This is a genomic window from Actinokineospora spheciospongiae (assembly GCF_000564855.1).
Classification (GTDB): domain Bacteria; phylum Actinomycetota; class Actinomycetes; order Mycobacteriales; family Pseudonocardiaceae; genus Actinokineospora; species Actinokineospora spheciospongiae.
In genome coordinates this window covers 69,272-94,369 of record NZ_AYXG01000184.1, presented here as the reverse complement: position 1 = coordinate 94,369, position 25,098 = coordinate 69,272, and the positions used below count along the sequence as shown (strand labels likewise).

The 25,098-nt window shown below is 75.9% G+C and carries 9 protein-coding genes; 3 read left to right on the top strand and 6 right to left on the bottom strand.

The annotated features are described in order from the left end of the window. Nucleotides 1-3: 3 nt before the first annotated feature. Both UO65_RS23910 and UO65_RS23905 read left to right on the top strand, forming a co-directional pair. The gene (locus tag UO65_RS23910; RefSeq protein ID WP_035286485.1) at nucleotides 4-945 is read left to right on the top strand and encodes a GlxA family transcriptional regulator; all 942 of its coding nucleotides are present in this window, start codon (nucleotides 4-6) and stop codon (nucleotides 943-945) included. Between the two features lie 319 nt (nucleotides 946-1,264). After that, nucleotides 1,265-4,039: an AfsR/SARP family transcriptional regulator gene (locus UO65_RS23905; RefSeq protein ID WP_035286484.1), complete on the top strand. Its 2,775-nt coding sequence runs from the start codon at nucleotides 1,265-1,267 to the stop codon at nucleotides 4,037-4,039. A 66-nt stretch (nucleotides 4,040-4,105) separates the two neighbouring features. Here the strand turns inward: UO65_RS23905 and lexA are convergent, their stop codons facing one another. The 3 genes from lexA to UO65_RS37540 all read right to left on the bottom strand — a co-directional run bounded on the left by lexA (nucleotide 4,106) and on the right by UO65_RS37540 (nucleotide 10,497). Next, complete coding sequence (gene lexA / locus UO65_RS23900) at nucleotides 4,106-4,762, bottom strand: transcriptional repressor LexA (protein ID WP_035286481.1); 657 nt, start codon at nucleotides 4,760-4,762, stop codon at nucleotides 4,106-4,108. A gap of 255 nt (nucleotides 4,763-5,017) precedes the next feature. Next, nucleotides 5,018-6,667 (bottom strand): hypothetical protein, encoded by a 1,650-nt coding sequence (locus tag UO65_RS23895; RefSeq protein ID WP_035286479.1) that lies wholly within the window; start codon nucleotides 6,665-6,667, stop codon nucleotides 5,018-5,020. 14 nt (nucleotides 6,668-6,681) lie between these two features. Further along, nucleotides 6,682-10,497: a hypothetical protein gene (locus UO65_RS37540; RefSeq protein ID WP_411431370.1), complete on the bottom strand. Its 3,816-nt coding sequence runs from the start codon at nucleotides 10,495-10,497 to the stop codon at nucleotides 6,682-6,684. 229 nt (nucleotides 10,498-10,726) lie between these two features. On the opposite strand from UO65_RS37540, the gene UO65_RS39040 reads away from it, so the two are divergent. Continuing rightward, on the top strand, nucleotides 10,727-11,095 hold the full coding sequence (locus UO65_RS39040; protein ID WP_411431369.1) for a hypothetical protein: 369 nt from the start codon (nucleotides 10,727-10,729) through the stop codon (nucleotides 11,093-11,095). Nucleotides 11,096-11,359: 264 nt separating this feature from the next. Here the strand turns inward: UO65_RS39040 and UO65_RS36950 are convergent, their stop codons facing one another. The 3 genes from UO65_RS36950 to UO65_RS23875 are packed head-to-tail and all read right to left on the bottom strand — an operon-like array spanning nucleotide 11,360 to nucleotide 24,908. Then, nucleotides 11,360-16,633, bottom strand: coding sequence for a hypothetical protein (locus UO65_RS36950; protein ID WP_035286476.1), 5,274 nt, complete (start codon nucleotides 16,631-16,633; stop codon nucleotides 11,360-11,362). Then, nucleotides 16,630-20,337, bottom strand: coding sequence for a DUF6603 domain-containing protein (locus tag UO65_RS23880; protein ID WP_035286474.1), 3,708 nt, complete (start codon nucleotides 20,335-20,337; stop codon nucleotides 16,630-16,632). The genes UO65_RS36950 and UO65_RS23880 overlap by 4 nt, the downstream gene beginning before the upstream one ends. Continuing rightward, entirely contained in the window at nucleotides 20,334-24,908 is a 4,575-nt protein-coding gene (locus tag UO65_RS23875; RefSeq protein ID WP_152552234.1) for a peptidoglycan-binding domain-containing protein, read from the bottom strand. Before UO65_RS23875 ends, UO65_RS23880 begins: the two co-directional genes overlap by 4 nt. Between the last annotated feature and the right edge of the window lie 190 nt (nucleotides 24,909-25,098).

The following is a 25,098-nucleotide window of genomic DNA, read 5'->3' as shown; positions in this document are numbered from 1 at the left end:
GCCATGCACACCGTGGCCGTCTTGGCGCTGGACGGGGTCATCCCCTTCGACCTGGCCACCCCGATCGAGGTGTTCACCCGCACCCGGCTGCCGGACGGCCGCGCGCCGTACCGCGTCCGCGTCTGCGGTGCCACCCCGACCGTGGACGCGGGCGCGTTCTCCCTCGCCCCGCCCTGGGGCCTCGACGCGCTGGCGGAGGCGGACACGATCGTCCTGCCCGGCCGCGCCGAGATCCTGCCCACCCCGGACGACGTCCTGGACGCGTTGCGCGCGGCCGCGGGTGCGGGCACCCGCATCGCCACGATCTGCACCGGCGCGTTCACCCTGGCCGAGACCGGCCTGCTGGACGGGCTGCGGGCGACCACGCACTGGGTGGCGGCGGGCGCGCTGGCCGCCCGGCACCCCGGGATCGACGTGGACCCGGACGTGCTCTACGTGGACAACGGCCAGTTCCTCACCTCGGCGGGCGCGGCGGCGGGCCTGGACCTGTGCCTGCACCTGATCCGGCGCGACCACGGTTCGGCGGTGGCCGCCGACGCCGCGCGGCTGTCGGTGATGCCGCTGGAGCGGGAGGGCGGGCAGGCGCAGTTCATCGTGCACGACCAGCCGCCCACGCCCCGGGGTTCGGAGTTGGAGCCGGTGCTGCGGTGGCTGGAGGAGAACTGCGCGCGCGAGCTGTCCGTGGAGGGCATCGCCGCGCACGCGGGGATGAGCGTGCGCACGCTCAACCGCCGCTTCCGCGAGCAGACCGGGACCACGCCGTTGCAGTGGCTGCTGCGCGCCCGCGTGCGCACGGCGCAGCACCTGCTGGAGGTCACCGGGCACCCGGTGGACCGGATCGCCGCGCAGGTCGGTTTCGGTTCCCCCACGGCGTTCCGCGACCGGTTCCGCCGGGTGGTCGGCACCACGCCGCAGTCCTACCGGCACAGCTTCACGAGCCGCTGAGCTGGTCTTGGCCGGAGCCTGCCGCTGATGCGCATTCCTGCCACACCAGATTTCCCGTCCCCGACGGAGAACCGGTGATCGGGGCGGCGCCGGACCTGATCCCGGCGCCGGGCGGCGGGGTCGCACCGCGGGGCTTCCCCGGCGTTCGGCGCGGGACCGGCGGGGCGGTTGTCCGCCGACCTGCTCGGCGCCGGCATCATGGGCGGCGCAGCGGCCGCTGCGTGTCACCGCTCGCCGTGCGAGGCACCCCACCCGTGGGAGGTGCCGAGGGGATCGCCCGGTGTCGGTGGGTCTGGGCTCCGATCCACTCGGGGGGAGTATGGCGGTGCGGATCGGCCTGCTCGGCGAGGTCGGGGCGAGCGCGCACGGGCGCCCGGTCGACATCGGCGCCGCCAAGCAGCGCTGCGTCCTGGCCGCCCTCGCCGTCGACCTGGGCCGGGTGGTGTCCGACGAGCAACTGGTGGACCGGGTGTGGGGGGTCGACCCGCCGTCCACCTCGCGCAAGACCCTCGCCAGCTACGTGTCGCGGCTGCGCACCGCGTTCGCCGGGACCGGGGCGGACATCAAACGGCGCTCCGGCGGGTTCGTGCTGCTCGACGAGCACGTCACGGTGGACCTGCGGCGCTTCAACGACCTGTGTGCGCGGGCGGCCTCCGGTGACGCCGAGGAGGCCGCCGAGCTGCTGACCTCGGCGTTGGAGCTGTGGCGCGGGGAAGCCCTGACCGGCCTGGACGGCGAGTGGGCCGCCGAGGAGCGCGACCGCCTGCACCGGGTGCGCTTCGGCGCCGAGTGCGACCTGACCGACGCCCGGCTGCGGCTCGGCGGGCGCGACGACGCGCTGGTCGCCGAGCTGTCCGCGCGGGTCGTCGAGCACCCGCTGGACGAGCGAGTCGCCGGGCAGTTCATGCGGGCGCTGCACCGCGACGGCCGCACCGCCGACGCGCTCAACCACTACCGGCGGTTCCGGGTGCGGCTGGTCGAGGAGCTGGGTGTCGACCCCGGTGCCGCGCTCACCGCCCTGCACCAGCGCATCCTCACCGACGGGGCCGAGCAGCCCGAGGCGCGGACCGCGCCTGCGGTCCCCCGGCAGCTCCCCGCCCGGCCCGCGCCGTTCGCGGGCCGCGCGGACGCCCTCGCCGCCCTGGACGCCGCCGTGGGCGGGGCCGAGGACGGCGGGGTCGTCGTGGTCGCCGGGACCGGGGGCATCGGCAAGACCTGGCTGGCGCTGCACTGGGCCCACCGCGCCCTGGACCGGTTCCCGGACGGGCAGTTGTTCGTGGACCTGCGCGGGTTCAGCCCCGACCAGGACCCCATGGCCCCGCAGGTGGCGCTGCGCGGGTTCCTGGAGGCGCTCGGCACCCGCGCCGACCGCGTCCCCACCGACCCGCACGGGCGGACGGCGCTGTTCCGCAGCCTGGTCGCGGACAAGCGGATGCTGCTGGTGCTGGACAACGCCGTCGACAGCGCGCAGGTCGTCCCGCTGCTGCCCGGCGGGGAGACGTGCACGGTCGTGGTCACCAGCCGCGGTTCGCTGCCCGGCCTGCTCACCGCCCACCGCGCCCACCACCTGCCGCTCGACGCCCTCCCCGACGGGGAGGCGCGCAGGCTGCTGACCGCCCGGCTCGGTGCCGCGCGCACCGCGGCGGCCCCCGAGGCGGTGGACGAGATCGTGGCCCGGTGCGGCGGGCTCCCGCTGGCCCTGGGCATCATCGCCGGGCGCTGCCGCATCCGCCCGCTGGTCCCGCTGGCCGACCTCGCCACCGAGCTGCGCGAGGCGGGCCTCGACGCCCTCGACGACGACGACCCCACCGCCAGCCTGCCCGCCGTGCTGTCCTGGTCGCACCGCGCCCTGACCGCCGAGCAGGCCGAGTCCTTCGAGCTGCTCGGCACCGCGCCGGGGGCCGACATCGGCGTCCCGGCCGCGGCGGGCCTGCTCGGGGTCACCCCCGCCGAGGCGACCGCGGTGCTGCGCGGCCTGGCGCAGGCGTCGCTGATCGGGGTGTCGGCCCCCGGCCGGTACCGGATGCACGACCTGCTGCGCCAGTACGCGGGCGAACGGGTGCGGGCCACCTCCGCCGCCGACACGGCCGCGGCCGTGGACCGGCTGCTCGACCACTACCTGCACAGCGCCTGCGCCGCGGAGTCGGTGCTCGCCACGCACCGCCACCCGGTGGACCCCGGCCCGCCCGACCCGCGCAGCGGGCCGACGACCCCGGCCGACGACGAGGCGGCGATGCGCTGGTTCGCCGCCGAGCACCCGAACCTGCTGGCCATCCAGCGGTGGGCGGTCGAGCGGGGCAGGCACGACGCGGTCTGGCAACTGGCCTGGGCGCTGGACACCTTCCACTTCCGGCACGGGCGGATGCACGACGTGCTGACCTGCTGGACCCTCGGCCTGCGCGCGGCAGAGCAGGCGGGGACGACCGCGGCGCAGGCCATGGCCCACCGCTACCTGGGGCAGGCGCACTCGCGCCTGGCCGCCCACGAGGACGCCTCGCGCCACCTCGAGACCAGCCTCGCCCTGGCCGAGCGGGAGCAGGACCCCCGGGGCCAGGCCGACACCCGCCGGGTCCTGGTGTGGACGCTCGGCGAACTCGGCCACACCCGGGAGGCCCTGGAGCACCTGGACCGGCTCCGCCACACCTACCGCGACCTCGGTGAACCCGTGCTGGAGGCCGACATCCTCAACGGGATGGGCTGGTTCCACGCCCAACTCGGCGAGTACGCCGAGGCCGAGACCGCGGCCGACGCCGCGCTGGCGCTGTTCCGCGCGCACGACCACCGGCACGGCATCGCCGACGTCAGCGCGACCCTGGGGCGCATCGCCCACCACACCGGCCGGTACGAGGAGGCCCTGGGCCACTACCGGGCGGCGATCGACGCCTTCCGCTCGCTGGGGGACGACTACCAGGTCACCGAACCGCTGGAGGGCTTGGGCGACACCTACGCGGCGCTGCACCGCACCGACCTGGCGAACGCCGCGTGGCGGGAGGCGCTGGTGGCGTACCGGGAGCAGGGGCGCACCGCCGAGGCCGAGCACCTGAGGCGGACCCGCCTGCCCACCGAGGCGCCGCGCACGCCGCAGGCGATCTGACCCGCGGCGGTCTGATTTGTCCTCTGTGGACCTTTGGCTGGTCGGGGTCCGCCCGGACGCGGTGGGTCAGACGCTGCGCAGCACCGTGACGACGGGGCCCAGCACCACGGCCCGGTCGCCGTCGAGGACGTCGTAGGCGGGGTTGCGCGGCTCCAGGAAGACGTGACCGCCGCTGCGCCGGTACACCTTGACGGTGGCCTCGTCGTCGATCATCGCCGCGACGATCTGCCCCGAGTGCGCTTCGGACTGCTGCCGCACCAGCACGACGTCGCCGTCGCAGATGGCCGCGTCGACCATGGAGTCCCCGCGCACCCGCAGGCCGAAGACGGTCCCGCGCCCGGTGAGCCCGCGCGGCAGGTGCAGCACGTCGTCCACGTGCTCGTCGGCGGTGATCGGCGCGCCCGCGGCGATGTGCCCGACCACCGGCACCGGCACCGACTCCTCGGCCCGCTCGGCCCGCGGTTCCCGCAGGAACCCCCGCACGTCGATCGGCCGCGACACCGCGCCGCCGCGGCGCAGGAACCCGCGCTCCTCCAGGCTGGCCAGGTGCCTCGAGACCGAGGACGACGACCGCAGGCCGACGGCGTCGCCGATCTCGCGGGTGCTGGGGGAGTGGCCGTGGCGGACCGCCCAGTCCTGGATGGTGGCGAGGATCTGCTGCTGGCGCAGCGGCAGCGCGGAGGCGTCCAGGTGCTCGAACGGGTCGACGTCGTAGGCGGTCACCCGGGAATCCTAGGGGGCGCCGCCGCACCGATCCCGGCCCGGGGCGGGCCACACCCTCGATCAGGTGATTCGCCCCGGCATGCGCGGTGCCGCCGCGAGCGCTCCTCGTCCGCCGGGGCCGGGCGGGCCACCCGTCCGGGGTCTGTCCACATGCGAAACCCCGGGCTCGTGCGGGGTGAGCCGCGCGGCCCCGGGGTTCGCGGGCGGTTCGAGCGGTCGGAGTCGCCCGCCCGCGCCGTTCGTGCCCCGCCCGGTTCAGTCCAGCAGCGAGTCGAACCGCAGCCCGCTGGCGGACTCCCCGGTGCCGGGTCGCTTGCGGCGGCCGGTCCACAGGTGGTGCCTGCCGTCGGCGCCGCGGGTGTACTGGGTGGCGCGGGTGACCTGGGCGCCCTCGCGCGGGATCTCCTCCTCCCGGACGTCGTGCGTGGCGGACAGCAGTTCGCCCAGTGGCGCGACCTCCTCCTGCGTGCCGTCCGGGTGGTGGCGGACGAGGTGGGCCCTGCGCAGCACGACCGCGCCCGGGCGGGTCTCCACCGGCAGCATCGGAATCCAGTTGACCGGGACCGCGGTGGCCAGCCGGTAGCGCAGCGCCCCGGCCTCGGTGGCCCCGGGGACGTGCGGGGTGAACGGTTCCCCGGTCCGGTCGAGCGCGCCGCCGATGGCGTCGGTGACCTTCTTCTCCACCGCCCACGCCTGGTTGGCGTCCTCGTCGCGGGCGAACAGGACCTCCTCGACCGGTTCGCCGTCGAGGCCGCGGCCGGTGGACGGGGGCAGGAACAGCGCCCGCAGCCTGCCGCCGGAGGTGGTGCTGAGGGTGAACAGCGACCAGTGGGCGTCGCCCTTGCCCGTGCCGGGCAGCGGGGCCAGGGTGGGGCCGCCGAGGACGGAGCTGAAGGTGTCCGCGACGACGACCGAGGTCAGCCTGGTCAGCGACCCGACCGGCACGTCCAGGGGCACGGCGTACCAGTCGGAGCTGTAGACGGTGGCGAACTCGGCCAGCAGCATCCTGGCCAGGTCCTCCGGGGCCGCCTCCACGCCGCCGATGGTGGTCCTGGCGTCCTCGAACTCCCAGTACCGGCGGGCGGGCATCCCGGGGAAGGAGGCGGGCGCGGCGAAGGTGGTGGAGACAACCTTCTCCTGCCTGGCCGCCGGGGCCAGCCCGTCCGCGCCCGCCGCGGTGAAGTCGGGCCAGTCCAGCCGCCCGCCGGGGTACTCCGGGGCGCGCAGGGCGACCTCGGCCCCGTCGACCCTGGCGGCGACGGTGAAGCGGTGCTCCAGCCGGGTCGGGTCCCACGATTCCGGGCCGTGCAGCCGCCTGCCGTAGTGCCAGGCCAACCACTCCTCGACGACCGGGACGGCGGCGGCCGTGGCGGTCGGGTCCAGGCCGAGCCGGGGCGGGAGGGTGCCGGCCGGGACCAGGTGCAGCGACTCGGCGGCGAACGCGTCGCCGTGCACGGCCCGCCCGGCCAGCACGGCCAGGTACCGGCGCGCGGACTCCGGCTCGTGCGGACCCGGCGCGGGCATCGGGAACTCGCGCAGGACGGCGGCGGCGACCGCGGGCAGGCCCGCCGCGGTGAGCACCCGGGACAGCCGCTGCCCGGACTCGGCGGCGGCGCGCAGGTCGGTGCGGTGGGTCTGCTCCCGTTCGGCGACCGCCTCCAGCGGCACGTCCGGGTCGTAGTCCTCGCGCGGGGCGGAACCCGCCCTGAACGCGGTCACCGTGCTCGCCGTGCCGCGCACGCGCACCCACACCGGCGAACCGGCGTCGTCGCCGAGGAACTCGCCGAACTGCCACTGCCTGCCCAGCGACCACAGCGGGTCGTGCAGTTGCGCCTCGGTGGCCGGGCGCAGGTCGCCGGAGCGGGCGCGGGGTTCGAGCCGGGTCCAGGTGGTGATGGAGGCCATCGGTCGTCCTTTGCTCAGCGCGGCAGCGCGCGGGTGAAGTCGGTGGACACCGCGTCCCTCGGAGCGGTGTTGGCGGCCAGCACGGCGGCCGGGAGGAGTTGGCCGATGTCGGTCAGCGCGTCCGGGTTCGCCGGGTGCAGGGCCTCCAGGTCGACCATGCGCAACCGGGCCAGCTCCAGCGCCTCCAGGACGGTCTCGGCCAGCAGCGCCGGGTCCCACACCGCCCGCCGGTCCGGGGACACGGCCAGCAGGATCGCCTGCGGTGGCGCGGAATCCGGGCTCTCGGCGTGCAGCGCGACCGCCGTTGTCTCCCGCCGCCGGGGCACGACCTCCGTCCACTCCTCCACCATCAGCCCGCACACCGGCGTGGTCGCGGTGGGCGCGCCGAAGGGCAGGTGCAGGGTGAACGCCAGCCTGGTGCCGGGGTTGGTCGACGGCAGGCCCGCCCACCGCTCCGCGGACTCCTTGCCCGCGGGCGGTTTCGGTAGCTGCGCGACGTCCGCGCTGAGCGAGTCGCCCGCGCCCAGCGCCTCGGCGTAGCCCAGCGAGGTGACGAACCGGTCGACACCGGGCCGCACCTCGGCGACGTCGAGCAGCCGGGTCGCCGCGACCGTGGGGTCCCCGCCTTGCAGCGCCGTGCTGGTGCCGAGCGAGGCGAGCAGGTCGGTGGCGGTGGCGGGGGTGTCGCCCGCGAGGGTGAAGACCCCGAGGACGTCGACGCCGGTCAGGACGCCGAGCTTGCGGACGGGGTCGGGTTCCAGGGCCGCGGCGTCCCGGCGCCGGGTGACCTCCGGCAGCGCCGCCGCGGCCAGGGCGCTGAGCACGCCCCGGTCGGTGTCGCCGGGGGCGGCGGGGGGTGGGACGACGCCGGGGACGCCGAGCAGGTTGGCCGCGAGCAGGCCGTCCCGGAGCTGGCCGAGGTCGGTACCCGCGAGCTGGGCGGCGACGCGGTCGACCAGGGCGGTCACGGCGGCGGCGCGGTCGGCCGCGCTCGCTGGGGCGAGGGCGGCGGAGGCGGCCGGGGTGTTCGTGCGGAGCAGGCTGGTTTCGCCGCCGCCGGGTGGGGGTGGGGTGTGGCCGGGCTTGTGGGTTCCCGGTGTGCCGGTGTCGTCGTTCGGGGTGCTCGTGTGGAGCAGGCTGGTTTCTCCGCCGCCGGGTGGGTGCGGGTTGTAGGGCGGGGTTTCGCCGGGGTTCTGGCCGGGCTTGCCGCCGCCCGTGCCCGGAGTGCCGGTGTCACCGCCGGGTGTGCCCGGGTCCGGCGTGCCTGTTCCCGGGGTTCCGGTGCCCGGCGTGCCGCCGCCCGGTGTTCCCGTGCCGGGGTCCGGCGTCCCGGTGCCTGGGGTGCCGGTGCCCGGGGTGCCGGTGGTGGGTGGGGTGTCGGCGTGTTCGGGGAGGGTCAGGTCGGCCGGGCGCAGTGGGCGGGCGCCCGCGACCAGGTCCTTGGCGGCGCGGGCGGCCTCCAGCATGGTGGGCAGGTCGGGGCAGGTCACCGAGGTGACCCGGACCCCGCCGGAAACCGTCGCGGCGGCGCGCAGCAGGTGCGCGTCGAGGTCGGTTCCGGCCAGCGGGGCCGACGGGTCCGGCGGGACGAGCGCCAGCCAGTCCAAGGGGGACAGTGCGGCGGCGGCGAGGGTGAACGGCCTGGTCGTGCCGTCGGCGAGGGCGGCCTCGGCGGTCAGCGTGCCCGGGGCGGGCAGCAGCTCCGCGATCCAGCCCGCCAGCGCCGGGTCGGCGACCGCGCGGCTCTGCGCCGCGCCGGTCGGCCACTTCGCCGGGTCGGGGGCGGTGCCGTCGAGCAGGACGGCGACCCGGTGGGTCACCGCGTCACCGGTGCGCGGGGTGCGCAGCGACTCCGGCTCCGGCGGGGGCGCCTCGCCGGTGGACATGGCGGCGATGGTGGCGCCCGCCCGCAGCGGGTTGCCCTGCACGGCCTGGTGCACGCCCTCGACCAGGAGCGTGTCGGCCACGGCGTCGACCAGGTCGGCCAGCTTCGCGAACACCTGGGCGAGCGCGGTGGCGTCGGCGGAGCCCGCGGTGGCGCCGACGTCGCGGACCGGGTCGAGCCTGCCCGCGCTCGCGCGGCGGTGCAGGGCCAGGCCGTCGAGGGCGTCGCGGAACGCGACCACCTCGGTCGGCGTGCCCTCGGTGTCCACAGAGGACGAACGGAGCGGGGCGAGCGCGCGCAGCCGGTCGATCCAGGACGACAGCGCGGGCAGCGGGTGGTCGCGGACCCAGCGCTCCACCCTGGCCCCGAGCAGCGCGCCGAGCGGCTGGCCCTGGCGCACCCCGTCGAGGACCCACGCGGCGGCGCGGGCGCGCTCGGAGGTCAGGTCCACCGCGGTGGGCGCGTCCGGCCGGTCGCCGTGGGCGCGTTGGGCGGCGCGCAGCACGGCGGCGGTGACCGCGTGCGCGGGGGAGGGCGCGTGGATGGGTGACGGCACGTCGGACCCGGCGTTGACCAGCGGCCCCGCTTCGTCCGGCGGCAGCGCGGTGACCCGGCTCGGCGCGGTCGGGCGCGGCACGACGTCGGTGACCCAGCCGTAGCCGCCCAGGTGCACGCCGGTGGGCTTGGCGGCGCGCTGCCACTCCAGGCGGCGGGTGGCCAGCGAGGTCAGCCACGCGTCCAGGCGGTGGGAGGTGGTGTCGAGCTGCTGGGCGAGCATGCGTTCCAGGTCGGCGGGCGGCACGTCGGCCAGCGCGCGCACCGCGGTGGAAGCCTCGGTCACCTGGTGGGCGCGGGAGTCGGCGGCGCCGGGGCCGCGCACCCAGGCGCCGACGGAACCGGACCAGCCGGGCATCGGCGAGTCCAGGCGGGTGAACACCGTCTGCGTCGCGGCGCGGTCGTCGACGCCGACCAATTCGGGTTCGGCCAGCGGACCCAGGACGCGCTCGGCGGCCATGCCGAACTCGACCAGCAGCGCGTGCCGGACCAGCCGGTACAGCAGCGGGGTGGACGCGGCGGGCCCGAGGTCGACCGCGTCGCGCAGCTCGCCCGGGGTGCGGGCGGCGGAGCCGAGGGCGGCCAGGTAGTCGACCGGGCGCCCGCCCGCGACGGTCTCCGGGGCCAGCGTCCACGGCGCGTCGAGCGGGTAGGACTCCTTGGCGTGCACCAACTTCGCCAACCGCACGTCGAACGGGCCGAGGCCGAAGCGGGCGGCCAGGGCCGCCGCGGCGGCGCCGAGGTCGGTGCGCCACTGCTCGCTCAGCGCCAGCTCGGCGAAGCGCCACAGCGCGGTGATGTAGTCCACGCCCAGCGAGCTGCGGGCGAAGACCCGGCGCGCGGTGGGGGCCATCGCCAGCGCCCGGGCGACGACCTGGTCGTCCTGCGGGGCGCGGGTGATGCGCGGGACGGCGGCCGGGTCGTCGGCGGCGGGCCGCCAGATCCGGTCGCGCAGGGTCCGCAGGAACGGCACGACGTCCGGGTGCAGACCGGGCCACTCGTTCATCTCCGTGCTGACCCACCTGTCCACCGGCAGCACCGGCAGCACGCCGTAGGGCTGCTTGCCCACCCGCAGCATCGGCAGCGGGCCCGCCGGGCGGACGTAGCGGCGCAGGTGTTCGCGCACGCCGCGGACCTGCCCCTCGGTGAACCGGCCCGCGGTGAGCTGGGTCAGCGTGTACCCGCCGGTGACCGCCCACAGCGCGGTGGCCATGTCGCGGACGCGCTTGTCGTCGGCGCGGCCCGCGCCCCGCGCCCGGGCGAGCGCGCCGGGCGTGGCGGCGGCCGGGCCGCCCGCTCCGCCGGTCGAGGTCAGCGGCAGGCCGAGCGCGGTGGTCAGCACCCGGGCGGCGGCGTCGGGAGCCGCCGGGGCGGCGTCGCCGTGGCGCACGCGCAGCGCGGCCCGCGCCTCGGGGTCGTTGCGGCTGTGCGTGGACGCGGCGGTGGCGGTGTTGTTCGTGGCGGCGCCGGGGGCGACGAAACCCATGCCCCTGGTGTGGAACTGGGCCTCGAACAGGTCGGCCAGCTCGCGCGCGGTGGCCTCGGCCGGGACCTCGCCCGCCGCACCCGCCTGCTCGACGACGCCGTGCGCGATGAGCGTGCGGTAGCCGCTGACGCCGTTGACCGCGCGGGGCAGCCGCACGGCCATGCCGACCGCCTCGGCGGCGGTGAAGTCGACCAGCCAGGCGGTGTCGGCGTCGACCGGCGGCGCGGCCGGGTCCAGGTCGGCGGTCCGGTCCGGGCTGGGGCCGATGGGCAGCGGTCGCGGCACCGGCTTGCCGACCACGCGCTGCACGGCCGCGCCCGCGGCGATGGGGTGGCCGTGCACGTGCCAGCGCGTCGGCATGGCGCGGGCGACGGCCCGCTTGGTCCACGGGCCCTCGCGGAACGGCGCGGTGGCCGGGAACGCGGGGGTGCCGGACGGGCGGGCCTGCGGGTTGGTCGGTTCCAGCACGCGGGCGACCCAGGAGGCGCGCTCGGCGCCGTAGCGGCCCGCCAGCTCCTCCCAGGCGGCACGCTCCGCCGGGTCGGTCTCGACGCCGGGAAGGCCCGCGCGCCACACGGCCGTCCAGTACCGCTTGCCCCACTCGGCCTCGTCGGCGGTCAGCGGCGGCTCGTGGCTGTCGACGTGGATCTCGTCCGGGTAGACGCGGACGAGCAGCTCGGTGTCGGTGAACCGGGTCTCCAGCCGCACCGGGAGCAGCGCCACCGGGTGGTCGGCGGCCAGGGTCCACGGGACCTCGGTGGTGGTGTCAGGCATTCTCTCGGGCTCCAGCGGGTGCGGTGGGTGCGGCGGTGGCGTCGGCGAGCTGCGGCGGCAGGCCCGCCCCGGCGGGGATGGGCGGCAGCTCGGACAGGTTGTCGCCCTCGGTGTCGTTGGCCTCGGTCCGCAGGTCGACCCGGTCGCCGGTGCGCACCGCGACCAGGTTCACCCGCACGCCCGGGGTGGTCTCGACGTAGTAGTTCTCGCGGCCGAGGATGCCCTCGACCACCTCGGCGGCCGTCGCGCGCCACCAGCCGCCGCCGGGCAGCGGCCCGGCCAGCTCGCGGACCCGGTCGCTGCCCGACCCGTGCTTGCGGACGTGGGTGACCCGCCAGCCCGCGCCGAACGACGGGAGCAGGTCGGTGGCGTGGAAGGCCACCCGCGCCGGTGGCTGGTAGGTCGCGTGGGCGACGTGGGCGCTGTTGTGCGCCCAGGTCGCCGTCGCCACCTGCTCCTGCGGGAACCTCGGGGCGCGCAGCGGCACCGGCGACGGGGTGTACGGCAACCGCCCGCGCAGGTGGCGCAGCCCGGCCAGCTCGGTGGCGGTGCCCGCCACCGACGCCCAGGTCAGGTCGCGCCACGTCGTCGGCGGGACGCCGTACTGCACGGTGCCGGTGGTGGGCACGGCGTCCAGGCCGAAGCGCGGCTCGGTGCCCTCCTCCTCGAACACGAAGAACCAGCCCGGGTCCGACCCGCCGGACTCCAGCGTGCCGCGCACCTCGGCGACCGACAGCGGGAAGCCGACGTAGAGCACGTCGGGGTGCAGCCTGCCCAGGAACAGCGGCTGCACGCGTTCAATCGGGCTCAGCAGGCACGGCCCACCCGGGGTGCGCGGCGGCAACGCCCGCCCGGCGACGACGGTCAGGCCGGGGAACCGGCGGACCAGCTCACCGCGCAGGAGCAGCACGACCTGCTCACCGTGCGCGCCCGCGACCTCGCCCAGGCCCGCGCGGCGCGGCCACTGCGCGATCGGCGGCACGTCGGCGGGTTCGTGGCCCGGCTCGGTGGTGCCGCGCTTGTCCCAGAACTGCCGGAAGGACGTGGCGCGGCGGTCGGTGGGGAACCCGCGCCACAGCAGCTCGCGGCCGAGCGCGTCGTTGGCCCCGACCAGGAACGACTCGACGAACTCGCTGTTGGTGCGCAGCAGCGTCAGCGTCTCGGCGGGGATGGACTCCACACCGGGCAGCAGGTGGTCCTGGCCCAGCTCGGCCAGCAGCTCGGCCATCGGCTGCTCGAACACCGGCGGTGTCAGCAGCGGGCTCAGCGGGTCGGTCAGCCCGGCCCCGCCCAGGTCGACCCCGCCGACCCGGCCCAGGACCCGGCCGGTCACCGCGACCTCCGGGTCGAGCGCCCCGGTCACCGCGTCGGCGAGGCCCGCGAGCGGCAGCCGCGGTTCGTCCTCCAGCTCGGCCCGCGACTGCGCGGCCAGCAGCGCGGTCTGGTGCACCGCGGCGGCGGCGCGGAACCGGCTGGCATGCGCGATCTTCGCCTCCAGCGTGCCGCCGGGCAGGTCCACGACGGCGAGCGAGCACACGGTGACCGCGTCGCCCCACGGGCCGGACGGGTCGGCGGTGATGGGGTCCGACCACGCCGTCGGCGTGCCGTTCACGACGTCGCGGCCGATCCGGTAGACGGCCCGGTTGGGACCGGTCGTCTTCGGCGCGGCCAGGACGACCAGGTCGGCGAGCTGGCTGCCGGTGTAGTCGGCGACCGCCAGGGCCACGCCCGCCGTCCCGGTGGGGTGGACGCCGGGGACCTGGCGGACGTCGGACCAGCGCTCGCCCCAGGGGATGCCCGCGACGGTGCCCCGGGCGTTGAGGTTCCAGCCGATCCGGTAGGAGGCGGTGACGCCCGCCGCCGTCTTCTCGGTGAGCAGGACGACCAGCTCCGGGCGCAGGTCGCCGTTGAGGTCGGCCACGGCCACGGAGATGCCCGCGACGGCGGGGGCCGTGCTCGACGGCCTGCCCGGCCAGGGGATCTCCACCGAGTCCGACCAGCCGCCGAGCGCCGCCCCGGTGACCGGGTCGAGCTTCCAGCCGATGCGCAGGAACAGCCTGCGCATGGTCCGCGTGCCGCCCACGTAGACGAAGACGAGTTCCTGGCGGCCGTCGCCGTCGAGGTCGGCGAGGGTGGCGGTCGCGGCCTCGATGGTCCAGTGGTCGCTGAGGCTCCAGTCGGCGTTGTAGGTCGTGCACAGCGCGTCGGGCAGGGTGCGCACCGCGCCCCAGCTCTGCGGCGCGCCCTGCGCGTTGAGCGCGCGGCCGACCCGGTAGCTGGCCCTGGTGCCGCTGGTGGTGCTCTGCACCCAGACGGCCACCAGGTCGGGGTCGGTCGTGGTCCCCTCGGCCACCCCGAGGTCGGCGGCGCACAGCGTCAGCGACTGCGCGGTCGCCGGGACGTCCGGCACGGCGTTGCGCATCCAGCCCGCGGTGGCCGTCCCGTCGAAGTCGGTGTCGCGGCCGAAGCGGGTCAGCGGGCCGGAGCTGTCGCGGGTGGCCACGAGCAGGTTGGACCGGAAGCCGACCTGGCTGCGCCACCTGATGTTCGGCGTCGGCGTGGCGAACAGCGCGCCGCGCCCGCCCGGGTTCGGCCTGCCGTGGTCGTACCAGGCGCCGCTGTTCATGTCGAAGCGCAGCAGCCTGCCGTCGTTGTCGGTCAACCAGGCGTTGCCGTACGGGCTCAGCACGCCCTGCAGCGCCTGGTCGCCCGCGACGGGCCCGCGCGGGCCGCGCTCGACCCAGTTCGAGCCGTCGAACCAGGCGATCGTGGAGCGGGTCGTGCTGTAGACGCCCCGGTTGTTCCACTTGCCCAGCACCTGGCCGACGGGCGGGTGCGGCAGGCCGTGCTGGCGCCAGGCGAACCCGATCGGGAAGCTCGTGCGGAGGTAGCGCTCGTAGAGCATCGTCGTCGAACCGCCCTTGGCGCCCCAGCCGCCCATGCTCGACCCCAGCACGATCGGCGGGTCCACCGGGGACAGGCCCGTGACGCCGGGCCGGTTCGTGTCGAACCAGCTCCAGGACCCGCTCTCCAGGCTGAACGTCCACAGCCTGCCGCCGTTGGCGACGACCGTGACGGTCCAGTCGGCCACGAAGGACACGCGGCCACCGGGCACGAGGGTGGCCCCCGGCGGGGTGCCGTGGTCGGAGTAGGACCACGTGCCGCCGTTCTTGCTGTCCAGCTCGACGAGCGTCCCGGACGTGGTGACCGCGAAGACGCTGTAGTAGGTGCCGGAGGTCACTGTGTCACCCGGTCCGGGCTTGCCGCTGCGCTTGGCCGCGCCGATGAACGGGGCCAAGGCGAGCAGCGGGGTCCCCGGCAGGCGCGCGTGCGCCTTCCACGCCCAGCGGTCGCCGTCCCAGGCCAGCCGGTGCAACTGGCCGTCCTCGCCGAGGACGACGACCTGCTCGGTGCCCAGCGCGGCGGGGGCGCTGACGGCGGCCGTGCCCTCCGGCCTGCCGTGGTCGGTCCAGGTGACCGCGCCGCCGCTGTACCGGGCGGACATGACCCGGCCGTCGTGCGTCGTGACGAACACGCGGTCGACGACGGTGCCGGTGGACTGGTCCGTCCACGCCGCGCCGACGTTGCGGATGCCCGGCACGTCCTCGGGGGTCAGGTCGGTCGGGCCGGACCTGTTCTCCCAGGGGCGGGCGGTGAGCCGGTCGACACCGAGGTCGTCGAAGCCGACCCGCTTGCCCGCGGCGACGTCCTCGACGTTGACCACGCCCGCGGGCTGCGGCAGGTCGGGGGTGGCGGTGGCGGTGCGCTTGCTCAGCGCGGCCGCGAGGTCCGCCGCGGTGGTGTCCGCGCCGCGCCCGGTGCCCTTGGCCAGCGGGCCGCCGGGCCGCAGCACCTTGCGGAACGCGGGGTCCAGGGCGGACCGCGCCTCCTGGTTGGCCGCGATGGCGCCCGCGGCCTGCTCGGCGGGGGCGGTGACCTGGAGCAGCCGGGCGCGGGCGGCGTCGTCGGTGGTGACCGCGTCGAGCCTGCGGTGCAGGCTGTCGGCGACGGTGCGGGCGAGCTGGCCCTGGCGCAGCGCCTCGTTGGCCCGGCGGACCTCGGCGGCCTGGTCCCACGCGGCGGCGACCAGCTCCTCCTGGTGCGCGCGCACCACCTCGGCCCCGAGGCCCGCCGCGGCGCGGTGGCGGGGATCGCGGTTGAGGGTGCGCAGCCACTTCGGACCCGCCTGCGGCGACGGCATCCCCGTGGTGCCCGCGTGCGTGGACCCGTGGACCGGTGGGGTCAGGGCGGGGTCGTCGGGGTCGGGGCCCGCGTCGAGGACGCGTTCGAGGGCGTCGCCCACCTCGTCGGCGGTGTCGGCGTGCCAGGGGCGCGGGTCGGTGCCCGCGGTGCGCAGCGCGCCCGCCAGGTCGACGACGCCGTGGTCCGCCAGCTTCGGCAGGCCGCCGCCGGGGTCGGACACGTCGAGCCTGCGCGCCCCGGCGGTGCCGGGCAGCGCGCGGGGGTTGAGCCGGGTGACCAGGGACTCGAAGTCGCCGTCGAGGCCGGTCCCGAACCGCCAGTGGTGGTAGACCGGCAGCTCCCAGTCCTGCTCCTTGGCCGTGGGACCCGCTGCGGTCCAGGCGGGGCGCAGCCGCGCCTCGTCCTCCGTGGTCAGTTCGCGGCCGAGGCCGGTCAGCCGCCCGGCCTCGAACGCCGGGACGACGGCTGCGACGTATCGGGTCTGGGGCAGCAGCCTGCGCGGGCTCAGCAGCCGGGAGGTCGCCAGTTCGGGGTGGTCGGCCAGGACAGCTCCAACCGAGCCCGCACTGTCTGTGTTGTCCAGGCCCTGGGTCACGACCTGGGCGTGCGCCCACATCCATGATTCGTCCAGGTCGGGCAGTTCGGTGGTGGCGCAGCGCAGCCGGGCCAACCCGCCCTGACCGCCGGGCAGGACCTCGGCGTCGGCCTCGGGGACGACCACGAGCACCAGCCACGGCCGCAGCCGACCCTGGCCGTCCGCGGCGGCGGCGCTGAACGTCCACGGCAGGTCGGGCTGGTCGAACTCGACGGCGGCGAGCATGTTCGGCTGCGCGTCGCCGCTGTCCGGGGCGGGGGAGCAGCGCACGACCTGCTGCGGGTCGACGCCGGTCACGTCACCCGGCCCGTAGAGCCGGGTCGGGATCGACAGCTCCGGCCGGTCGTTGAGCCGGGGGTGCAGCGTGACGGTGGCGTGCGCGGGCAGCGGACCCGCCAGCGGGTCGGCGTCCCCGCCGTCGGCGGCGAGGCCCTCGCGCACCCAGGACAGGAAGGTCAGGCCGGTCATCGGGTTCCTCCGGAGGCGGCGGGGGCGACCGGGACGACGCGGACGCGTCCGGTGCGGCCCGCGGGGGCGGCGAAGCGGGCCGCGGCGCCCGCGTCGGCGGGCGGGGCGGCCTGGGTGGACAGAGCGGCCTGGGTGGGCGGGGCGGCCTGGGTGGTGAACGGCTGGGCCGGAGCGTCGGCGGCGCGGGCGAGCGCGGCCTCGCGGGCCTCGGTCCAGGTCGGGTGGTGCTCGGCGCGCAGCCCGGCGCCGACCACGGCGTAGTCGGGGTCGGCCACGACCAGCGGGGTCGGGGCCTGCGCGGCGAAGCGGGACTTCCCGGTGCGCCGGACCGCGGCGCGGGCGGCGGCCCTGGCGGCGGGCGACGGCGCGACGGCGCGGCGCGGGTCCCGCGCCGCGCCCCCTGGCACCGCGTCCACGGGCGCTGCGTTGACCGCCATTGTGTCCGCCTGCGTGGTGCCCACCGACACCACCTCCACCGACGCCGGGTCCACCGGGTTGGAGACCCGGCGGGCGGCCCGCAGCGCGGCCGGGGTGGCCGTGGCGGGGGCGTCGATGACGATCTCCTCGGGCTCGGTGTCGGTCTCGAAGCCGGTCTCGTCGAACGCGCGCCGGGGCGCGGCCACCGTGCGCCTGCCCGCCTGCAACTCCTCGAACGACGGGCGGGCCAGCTTCTCGCTGTCGTCGAGCGCGAAGAACTCGCCGGGGGCGAAGTACTCCCGCACCTCCTCCGTGGACAGCGCGGTGCCGGTCCCGCCCGCCTTGCCGCGCACGGTGATCGAGGTGAGGTCGAAGCGCTTGGCCCCGGCGATCGGCGCCCGGCCGTAGTTCTCCAGCGTGACCCCGAGCGGCGCCACCCGCTGGGTGACCGCCAGCGTGCCCGTGGGGTGGGCCAGCAGCGTGCCCTGCGCGGCCGGGACCTTGCGCACGGTGACCGCCGGGCGGCCGTTGTGCGGGAGCTGGGCGCTCCAGCTTCCGGGGTCGGCCAGCGCCTGTTCGACCCGCTCCAGCAGCGCGACCGCCGCGGGCTGCTCCGCGCCGGGCAGCGCCTTGCCGAACCAGCGGTCGAAGGAGATCTCCACGTCGAAGAACAGGATCTCGGCGCGGGCCAGACCCCGGGCGTGCCAGCGGTTCGGCCCGGACAGGCCCAGCTCGACGCGGACCAGCAGGAGCTGCTTGCTGCCCTTCTTCAGCGACAGCGACCCGGCGATGTCCACTTCGAACCGGAACGGCTCGAACTGCAACAGCGCGTCGAAGGACAGCATCCCGGCCACGCTGAAACCCAGGGCGGCGGCGTAGAGGTCGACCCGGGCGCCGATCTGGGCGGTGTTGGAGGTCAGGGCGAGGTAGGACTCCATGCGCAGCCGCGGGTTGTCCCCGCTGAGCAGCGCGATCTGCACGCGGTCGACCTTCGGGAACCCCGGCGGCGGGGTGAAGCGGGGGTGGAAACCGCCGACCGACAGCGCGAAGGCGGGCTTGCCCAGCCAGTTGGCGCGCATGGCCAGCCCGCCGGAGATGGGGAACGCGGCGATGCGCGAGTCGCGCAGTCGGGCGTCGACCGCGGCCGTGCCCTGCTCGAAGTCGACCACGCCGAGCAGGTCCACGTTGATGACGACGAGCGCCTTGTCCTCGCTGGGCAGCGCCATGTGCAGCTTGCCGAGGATCGCCAGCCGCAGCGGGGTCGGCAGTTCCAGCAGCAGCGCGACGTCCAGGGTGACCAGCGTCGGCGTGCCCCAGCCGATCTTGACCATGGGCCCGACGACGTGCCTGCCCTTGGCGACCGGGAACACCGCGCCGAGGCTCGCGACCAGCTCCCCGGCCTTGCCCAGCGGGTCCTTCGGGAACAGGATCGAGTCCAGCGCCCCGCTGGTGAGCCCGGCGCGCAGCGCGTCGGTGTCCACGCGCCGGTTGACGCCGATGAGGCCGCCGACCCCGTTGAGGGTGAACCCGAAGCCGAGCTGGATGGGAGTGAACTCGGCGGAGACGATGAGCAGCAGGGAGAACCCGTCGGACCCGTCGGGCATCCTGGTGGTCAGGATGCCCACGGCGCGCAGCGCGAGGGCTTGCAGCTTGAGCGCCACCGCGCCCGCGTACTCGCCCTTGGTGTGGTCGGCGAACAGGTAGCCGCCGCCGGTGACGGGACCGGCGTTGACCTCGATGGCGATGCCCTTGGGCGGCTCGAACGCCGCACCCGCCGCGATCGGGCCGAGGTTGCCGTCGCGGCCGGGGGCGGGGGCCAGCGTGCCCGCGATGCCCATCTTCTCCACGGTGGCCTTGACCGGGCCGAGTTCGACGCGGGCGGTGCCGGTCGCGGTGGCGCGCAGGCCGTCGGTGCCCGCGACGAGGGCCACGGTGATGTCGCGGACCTCCAGCGGGCCGAGGCGGACGTGCACCGGAAGCGCGGCCTCCAGGCCCGCCGAGCCGGAGAAGCGCAGCCCGCCGCGGCGGGACCACACCAGGCCCAGTTCGAACTCGGCGCGCAGCCCGTCGGCGGGCAGGACGCTGCCGAGGAACCCGTCGCCGTCGCCCCCGGCGATGACGACGGCGGCCTTGCGGGCCACCACGCCGACCTCGACGTCGGCTTGGGCAGCCGGGTCGAGCGGCTGGTCGGCGGGCGGGTCCAGCTCCGCGGCGACCCACACGCGCGGGTCGCCGATCTCCAGGCGGGTGCCGGTGGCGCTGCCCAGGGCCAGCGGCGGGGCGCCGTCGGCGCGGCGCAACTCCACCGTGAGGCCGATGTGCGGCGGGGCACCCCCGGACACGGTGACGCCCTGCGGGCCGATGGCGACGCCGGGCCCCGCGGCGGACAGGTCCGCGTGCAGGCTCCAGCCGCCGAAGACCTGTTCGACGGCGACCGCGCCGCTGGGCACGAGGACGACGCCGAGGCCGCCGGTCTCCCCGGACGCGATCGCCGCGGTGAGCCCGAGCACGGCGCTCACCCGGTCGTCACCGACCTCTTTGGACAGCGTCAGCATCCGGTTGCCGATGGCGATGCCGTCGCCCGCCAGACCGCTGCCGTCCGGGTCGCCGAGGCCGACCAGCGATTCCACGCCGAGCGAGCGCAGCAGCTCCCCGAGGCGGGGCAGCAGCTTGGCCGCGACCGCCTCCGCGCTCGCCTCGGTGGCCAGGCTCAGCCCGCCGTACTCGGCGGTGAGCGTGCCGACCGGGTCGGTGACCAGCGCGAGCAGCTTCTCCGGCCGCACCGCCGAGCGGGAGCGGGGCAGCCGCACCGGCACGCCGTCGACGGAGGTGGCCTGCTGGGCGGGGGCGTCCGCGGCGGGCACGACCACGCCCAGCAGCACCAGGCAGTGGTAGAGCGTCTGGTGGTGCTTGACCAGGTAGGAGACCACGAGGTGGTCGACCAGGTCGCGCACGACCGCCTGCGGGTCGACCGCCTTGATCCCCGCCGGGATCGACCGCACGGCCTGGAACGCCGCCGCGGCGGTCTGGAGCACCCGAACCAGGTCCTCCAGGGACTGCGGCGGGTCCTCGACCAGGTCGGTGATGCCCTGCGCCGCCGTGGTGACGTCCTTGAGCCAACCGGTGAGGTCGGCGCCGCCCGGCAGCGCCGACAGGTCCCACCCCAGCGCCTCCAGGAGGGCGTCGAGGTGCCACTGCCCGCCCGCGGCGAGCAGCAGCGGCTCCAGGACCAGCTCGACCTCGCGGACGAGCTGCTGCTGGGCGTTGCGTGGCACGGGGGTGCTCATCGGTGGTCCTCCACGAGCGGGGTCGGGGCGGGGGGCAGCGGCAGCCCGGCCACGTCGACGGCGAAGTCGCGGTCCCGGCGCAGGGTCTGCTCGGCGGCGGGCAGGGTGGCGACGGGAAGCGTGTAGTGGCGCGGGTTCGCCCCCCACTGCGGCCAGTTGTGCACCGGCTGCAACGAGTGGTTCGGGTCCGGGCCGGTGTTGTGGCCCGCCGTGCCGTGGCCGGGGCAGGCGTAGTGGGCCATGAACGCGGCGATGAGCGCCTCTTCGTGGTCGGGGCCCCAGGTGGACGGGACGAACGGGACCGCGGGGGAGCCGGGGTTCCCCGGGGACGGCGGGACGGCCGGGGTGCCCCACTGCAACACCCCCGCGGTGGCCGCCCTGGCCGCCACGACGATGTTCTGCAGGGTGTTCGACGCGTGCGTGGCGCCGTTGACGTTGCGGACGACCGCGCCGGGGGAGAACACGTGCAGCCGGTGCAGCAGCCCGGCCATGTGCTCGGAGGCGAAGACCTGGCCGATGGTGGTCCCCGCGGGCATCGGCGCGGGGTTGTTGACCGCCGTCGTCCCCGTCCGCTTGTTCCACGTCGTGGACAGCACGTCGCGCACGCGCATCCTGGCCACGTCGTACATCGCCCGCCGCAGCTCGGCGTCGGTGCGCGTGGCCATCGCGAGGCGGTGGTACCAGTGCCAGGAGCGGAAGTACTCCAGCTCGCCGTACTCGCCGTACTCGGTGAACCCCGGTTTGGCGACCCCGGTGAGCGCGACCATCGACCCGTCGCGGATCGAGCGCATCCCCTCGGCGACGTACTTGCGCTCCCGCCAGGTCCACGGGATGGCGCCGTCCACACCCTGCTTGCCGTCGTCGGTCCAGGCCCGGTCGGCCTCGATGCCCGCCTCGCCGAAGACGCGGTCGAACGAGGCGCGGTAGTTGGTCTTCAGGTAGGCGACGAACGCCCAGAACTCGCCGGGGTCGGCGCCCCACATCTCCCGGGGGTTCGCGTCCTCGTCGCGCTTGCCCATCGTCCAGTGGCACAGGCCCCACGAGGCGAACGCGTGGTCGTAGGTGTTGAGCGCGTCGAAGTAGCCGAGCATCTCCACCTCGGCGACCGCGCGCACGACCTTGAACGTCGACAGCGTGGCGCCCGCGAGCGCGGTCAGCGGCTGCCCGAGCACCGACTCCGAGGTCATCTCCGCCTCGGCCCAGCTGTGGCCGTACTGCGGATCACCCGCGCCACCGTGGTAGGGGCCGCCGGTGGCGATGGTGAACTCGTTGACGTACCCCAGTTTGGTGCGCCGCTCGCGGGCTGTGGTGTCGACGGGGTGTGCCGCCGGGCGGGGCCACTTGTCGCTGAAGTCGCGGGAGAACACGGTGCGGCCGTAGCCCCACTTGCCCTCGAACCAGTACCACATGTTGTCGGCCAGCCGCGCCGGGCGGGCCGCCCGCAGCGGGGTCTGGGCGAACGCGTCGAGCGCGACGAGCTTGGCGTCGGCGCTGTCGCGCGGGGTCCACATCTCCACCACGACCGGGCACCGCCAGCGGTACTCCTTCCACCGCGACAGCGCCTTGCGCGTCGGGCCGTCGACGTCGCCGCTGACGGTCCCGGTGTAGCGCTGCCGCGGTGGCACGTCGACGGATTCCAGCGCGGACGCCCAGCCGTACCACTGGTGGGCGGCGTCGGCGGAGGTGTCGTGGGGCAGCAGCGTCACGCCGTCCGCCGCGCCCGCCCTGGCCGCGCCGGTGCCGTCCTTGCCGCGTCCGACCGTCCACTTCGTACCGGTGACTGCGGTGACCTCGACGTTCTCGAAACCGAGGCGGACCCGGAACGGGGCGGCGGGGAAGCCCGAGGTGGACTCGACGGTCAGCTCGGTGGCGGCCGCGGTGACGTCGGCGGCCAGCCGGGTGAAGGCGCTGCCGATCCGGGCGACCCGGCCGCGCTTGGCGTAGGTCTGGAAGTCGCGGACGGCCCAGCGGGTGAACCGGTCGAACCTGCCGGTGCAGTCGTGCATGAGGAAGCCCAGTTCCCGCAGGTCCTCTTGCAGCGCCAGGACGTGCGCGGACCCGGCGGTGTCCTGGGCGCCCTCCTCCAGGAGCGTGTCGCCGTAGAGCGGTGGCAGGTTCTCCGGCGGGTAGTTCGAGGCCTGGCCGACGTCCAGCGGGACGGCGAGGCGGGTCAGCGGCGCGCCGCGGTTGGGCTTGTCCTCCGGGGTCTTCTCCAGCCGCCACCACAGGGTCTGCACGACGGACTTGGCGTCGCCGTCCTCCCAGGCGAAGCCGATCTCGCCGATGTTGTTGCGGCCCACGAGCTGCTTGCCGTCGCCGTAGGTGTCCTTGTAGGCGGCGTGCTTCTGCGCGACGCGCACGTACCACTTGAGGGCGTCGGCGCGGGGGACCGGTTCCTCCGGGTAGGTGATCACGTTGGGCGGGTTGCCCTCGCGCGGCACGAGGCGGTTGGGGTCCTCGTGGCGGTAGAAGTCGACGCGGTAGCGCCACTCCGGGGTCTTCGACAGCACGTGCGCCGGGGTGGTCTCCGCGACGGCGGGGAAGCCGCCGACCCGCCACGGCAGGAACCGGCCGGGGTTCGCCGGGTCGGGCATCTCGCCCGCGGTGATCGGGACCAGCTCGTCGTTGGCCCACCCGACCCGCTCGACCGACGGGACGACCTTCGAGCGCACCACGGTCCCGTTCTGGTGCAGGAACAGCGAGTTCGGCGTCTCGCCCTTGGCCGAGCCCGCGGTGAGCTGGGCGACGACACCGCGCACGGCCCCGGTGCCCGGCCGCAGGAACGCCGCCGTGCCCTCGTAGCCCATCCGCGCGGCGTAGCCGTAGCCGACGTCACCGGAGAGCACGACGACGCGGCGCCTGCGCGCGGCCGGGGTCCCGGCGGCGTCGGGCCTGGTCAGCAGCCGGGCGATCAGCGCCTCGAACGCCAGGCCGGTCTGCCCCCAGCCGTCGGAGTCGTCGGCGAGGTCGGCGGCGTCGGCGCGGATGCCGCGCACCTCCGGGCGGGCGAACCCCGCCAGGAAGGGGTGCCCGACCACCGGGGCCGAGGACACGACCAGCGTCACCTTGTCCAGGCCGGTGTCGGCGGCGACGTCGACCATCGCCTGCATCGGTGAGTCCCCGTGGAACAGCAGGCCGGGGTCCTTGCCGCCCCACGGGTAGAACCGGCGCGTGCGGGTGTCGAGGACGACGGCCTGGTGGGCGGCCCACTCGATCCGGTAGTGCCAGGGCAGTTCGCCGTCCTCCCGGTCGACCGTGCCCGCCACGAGCCCGGTGGGCACGCCGACGCGGCGGGCGATCTCGGCCGCGGGCTGCGCCGCGGTCGGGTCGGGCGCGGCGAGCGCGGCCAGCAACCTGCCGCCCGGCCGGTCGGCCGCGAACTCGTCGGGGGTGTTGCCCCAGGCCTGGAAGACGGCGAACGCCGACAGCGCGTTCGACAGCAGCCGCCTGCCCAGCGGCGCGCCGATCATCCCGGTGAGCAACTGCTGGGATGCGAACCAGTCGTCGGAGACCTCGTGGTCGTCGAGGACCATGTAGGTGGCGGTGTTGGCCAGCGCCCGGCGCACGCCGATCAGCCCGTCGCGGAACGCGCCGAGCTTCTCGGCGGTGTCGGTGAACTCCTTGCCCGCCGCGTCGACCGCACCCCAGTCGCGGTGGCCGGTGGTGGGCGTGCTCGGGCGTTCGCCCGGCCGCACGGCCAGGGCGCTGGCCAGCGCGGGGTGGACGTCGGCGAGCAGGGTGGCCAGGTCGCCCGCGGGCCACAGCACCTCCGACCAGGCCAGCAGGTGCGCCACCGCGAACTCCGAGGCGCGCAGCAGGTGGTTCGGGCACGAGCGCGCGGACGCCCCGGCCTTCTGCCGCGCGGTGTCCTGCCGGGCCCCGACCGCCAGCTCCCCGTCGGTGACGCCGGGCAGCGCCTCGGTCCGCCCGAACAGCGCGCGGCCCTGCTGGTCGCACAGGTGCAGCACGACGTCGGCGACGTCGTCGGCGTAGATCTGGTCGCCGGTCAGGAATAGCTGCTGGGGCCGCCGCTCGGCCCGGCCCGCGTCGGCGGCGAGGACGTCGTCGAGCAGGACCATGGCGTCCTGCCCGTCGCCGTGCGGCTTGCGGCAGCCCGTGTGGAACAGGCGCAGTCCGGCCACCTCGGCGGGTGGGGTCATGAAGCTGGGCAGCGCCGGGCCGGAGGTGTAGACCAACCGCCTGCGCGCCTCGGCGCCGGTGGCCGCCACGACGTTGTCGGTGAACAGGTTCGGCGCGTCGGCCGGGACCTCCGCCGCCGCGTGGTCACCGAAGCGCAGTTGGTAGCGGAAGATCTTCCCGGCCTCGAACGCCCCGGTCACCTTGACCGCGACCACGTGCAGGTTCGCGCCGATCCGCGCGGTCGGGGCGGTGGCGGTGGCGATCCGGGACGTCGCGGTGTCCCCGGTCTCGGGGTAGACGTCGAGCGCGACCGACCGCGCCGCCTTGAGCGCGATCCACACCGTCGCGCCGGTGGCCTCGACCCGCCGCACGATCGGACCGGCGAGCACGAGCGGAAGGGCGGTGATGTCCGAAGTGGGCAGTGCGGGCAACGAGGGTCTCCCAGCCGGTCCGTCTTTCTCGACTATTCCGGCTGGAGGTCGGATGATCGCCCGACACCGTTACGCCCGCACCCCCCGATGGTTTCACCCGCGAACGCCCCGGAGTCCGTGGGCGATTCGCCCACCCGACACGGTGCGTCACAACAGGACGGTGGGCTGTGCTCATCCGGGCTGGTCGCCC

What these genes read in the sequence shown, in the direction of transcription:
- UO65_RS23895 (WP_035286479.1), bottom strand. Translation starts at nt 6,667, where the DNA reads ATGGCCTCCATCACCACCTGGACCCGGCTCGAACCCCGCGCCCGCTCC.
- UO65_RS23910 (WP_035286485.1), top strand. Translation starts at nt 4, where the DNA reads ATGCACACCGTGGCCGTCTTGGCGCTGGACGGGGTCATCCCCTTCGAC.
- UO65_RS23905 (WP_035286484.1), top strand. Translation starts at nt 1,265, where the DNA reads ATGGCGGTGCGGATCGGCCTGCTCGGCGAGGTCGGGGCGAGCGCGCAC.
- UO65_RS23880 (WP_035286474.1), bottom strand. Translation starts at nt 20,337, where the DNA reads ATGAGCACCCCCGTGCCACGCAACGCCCAGCAGCAGCTCGTCCGCGAG.
- UO65_RS36950 (WP_035286476.1), bottom strand. Translation starts at nt 16,633, where the DNA reads ATGACCGGCCTGACCTTCCTGTCCTGGGTGCGCGAGGGCCTCGCCGCC.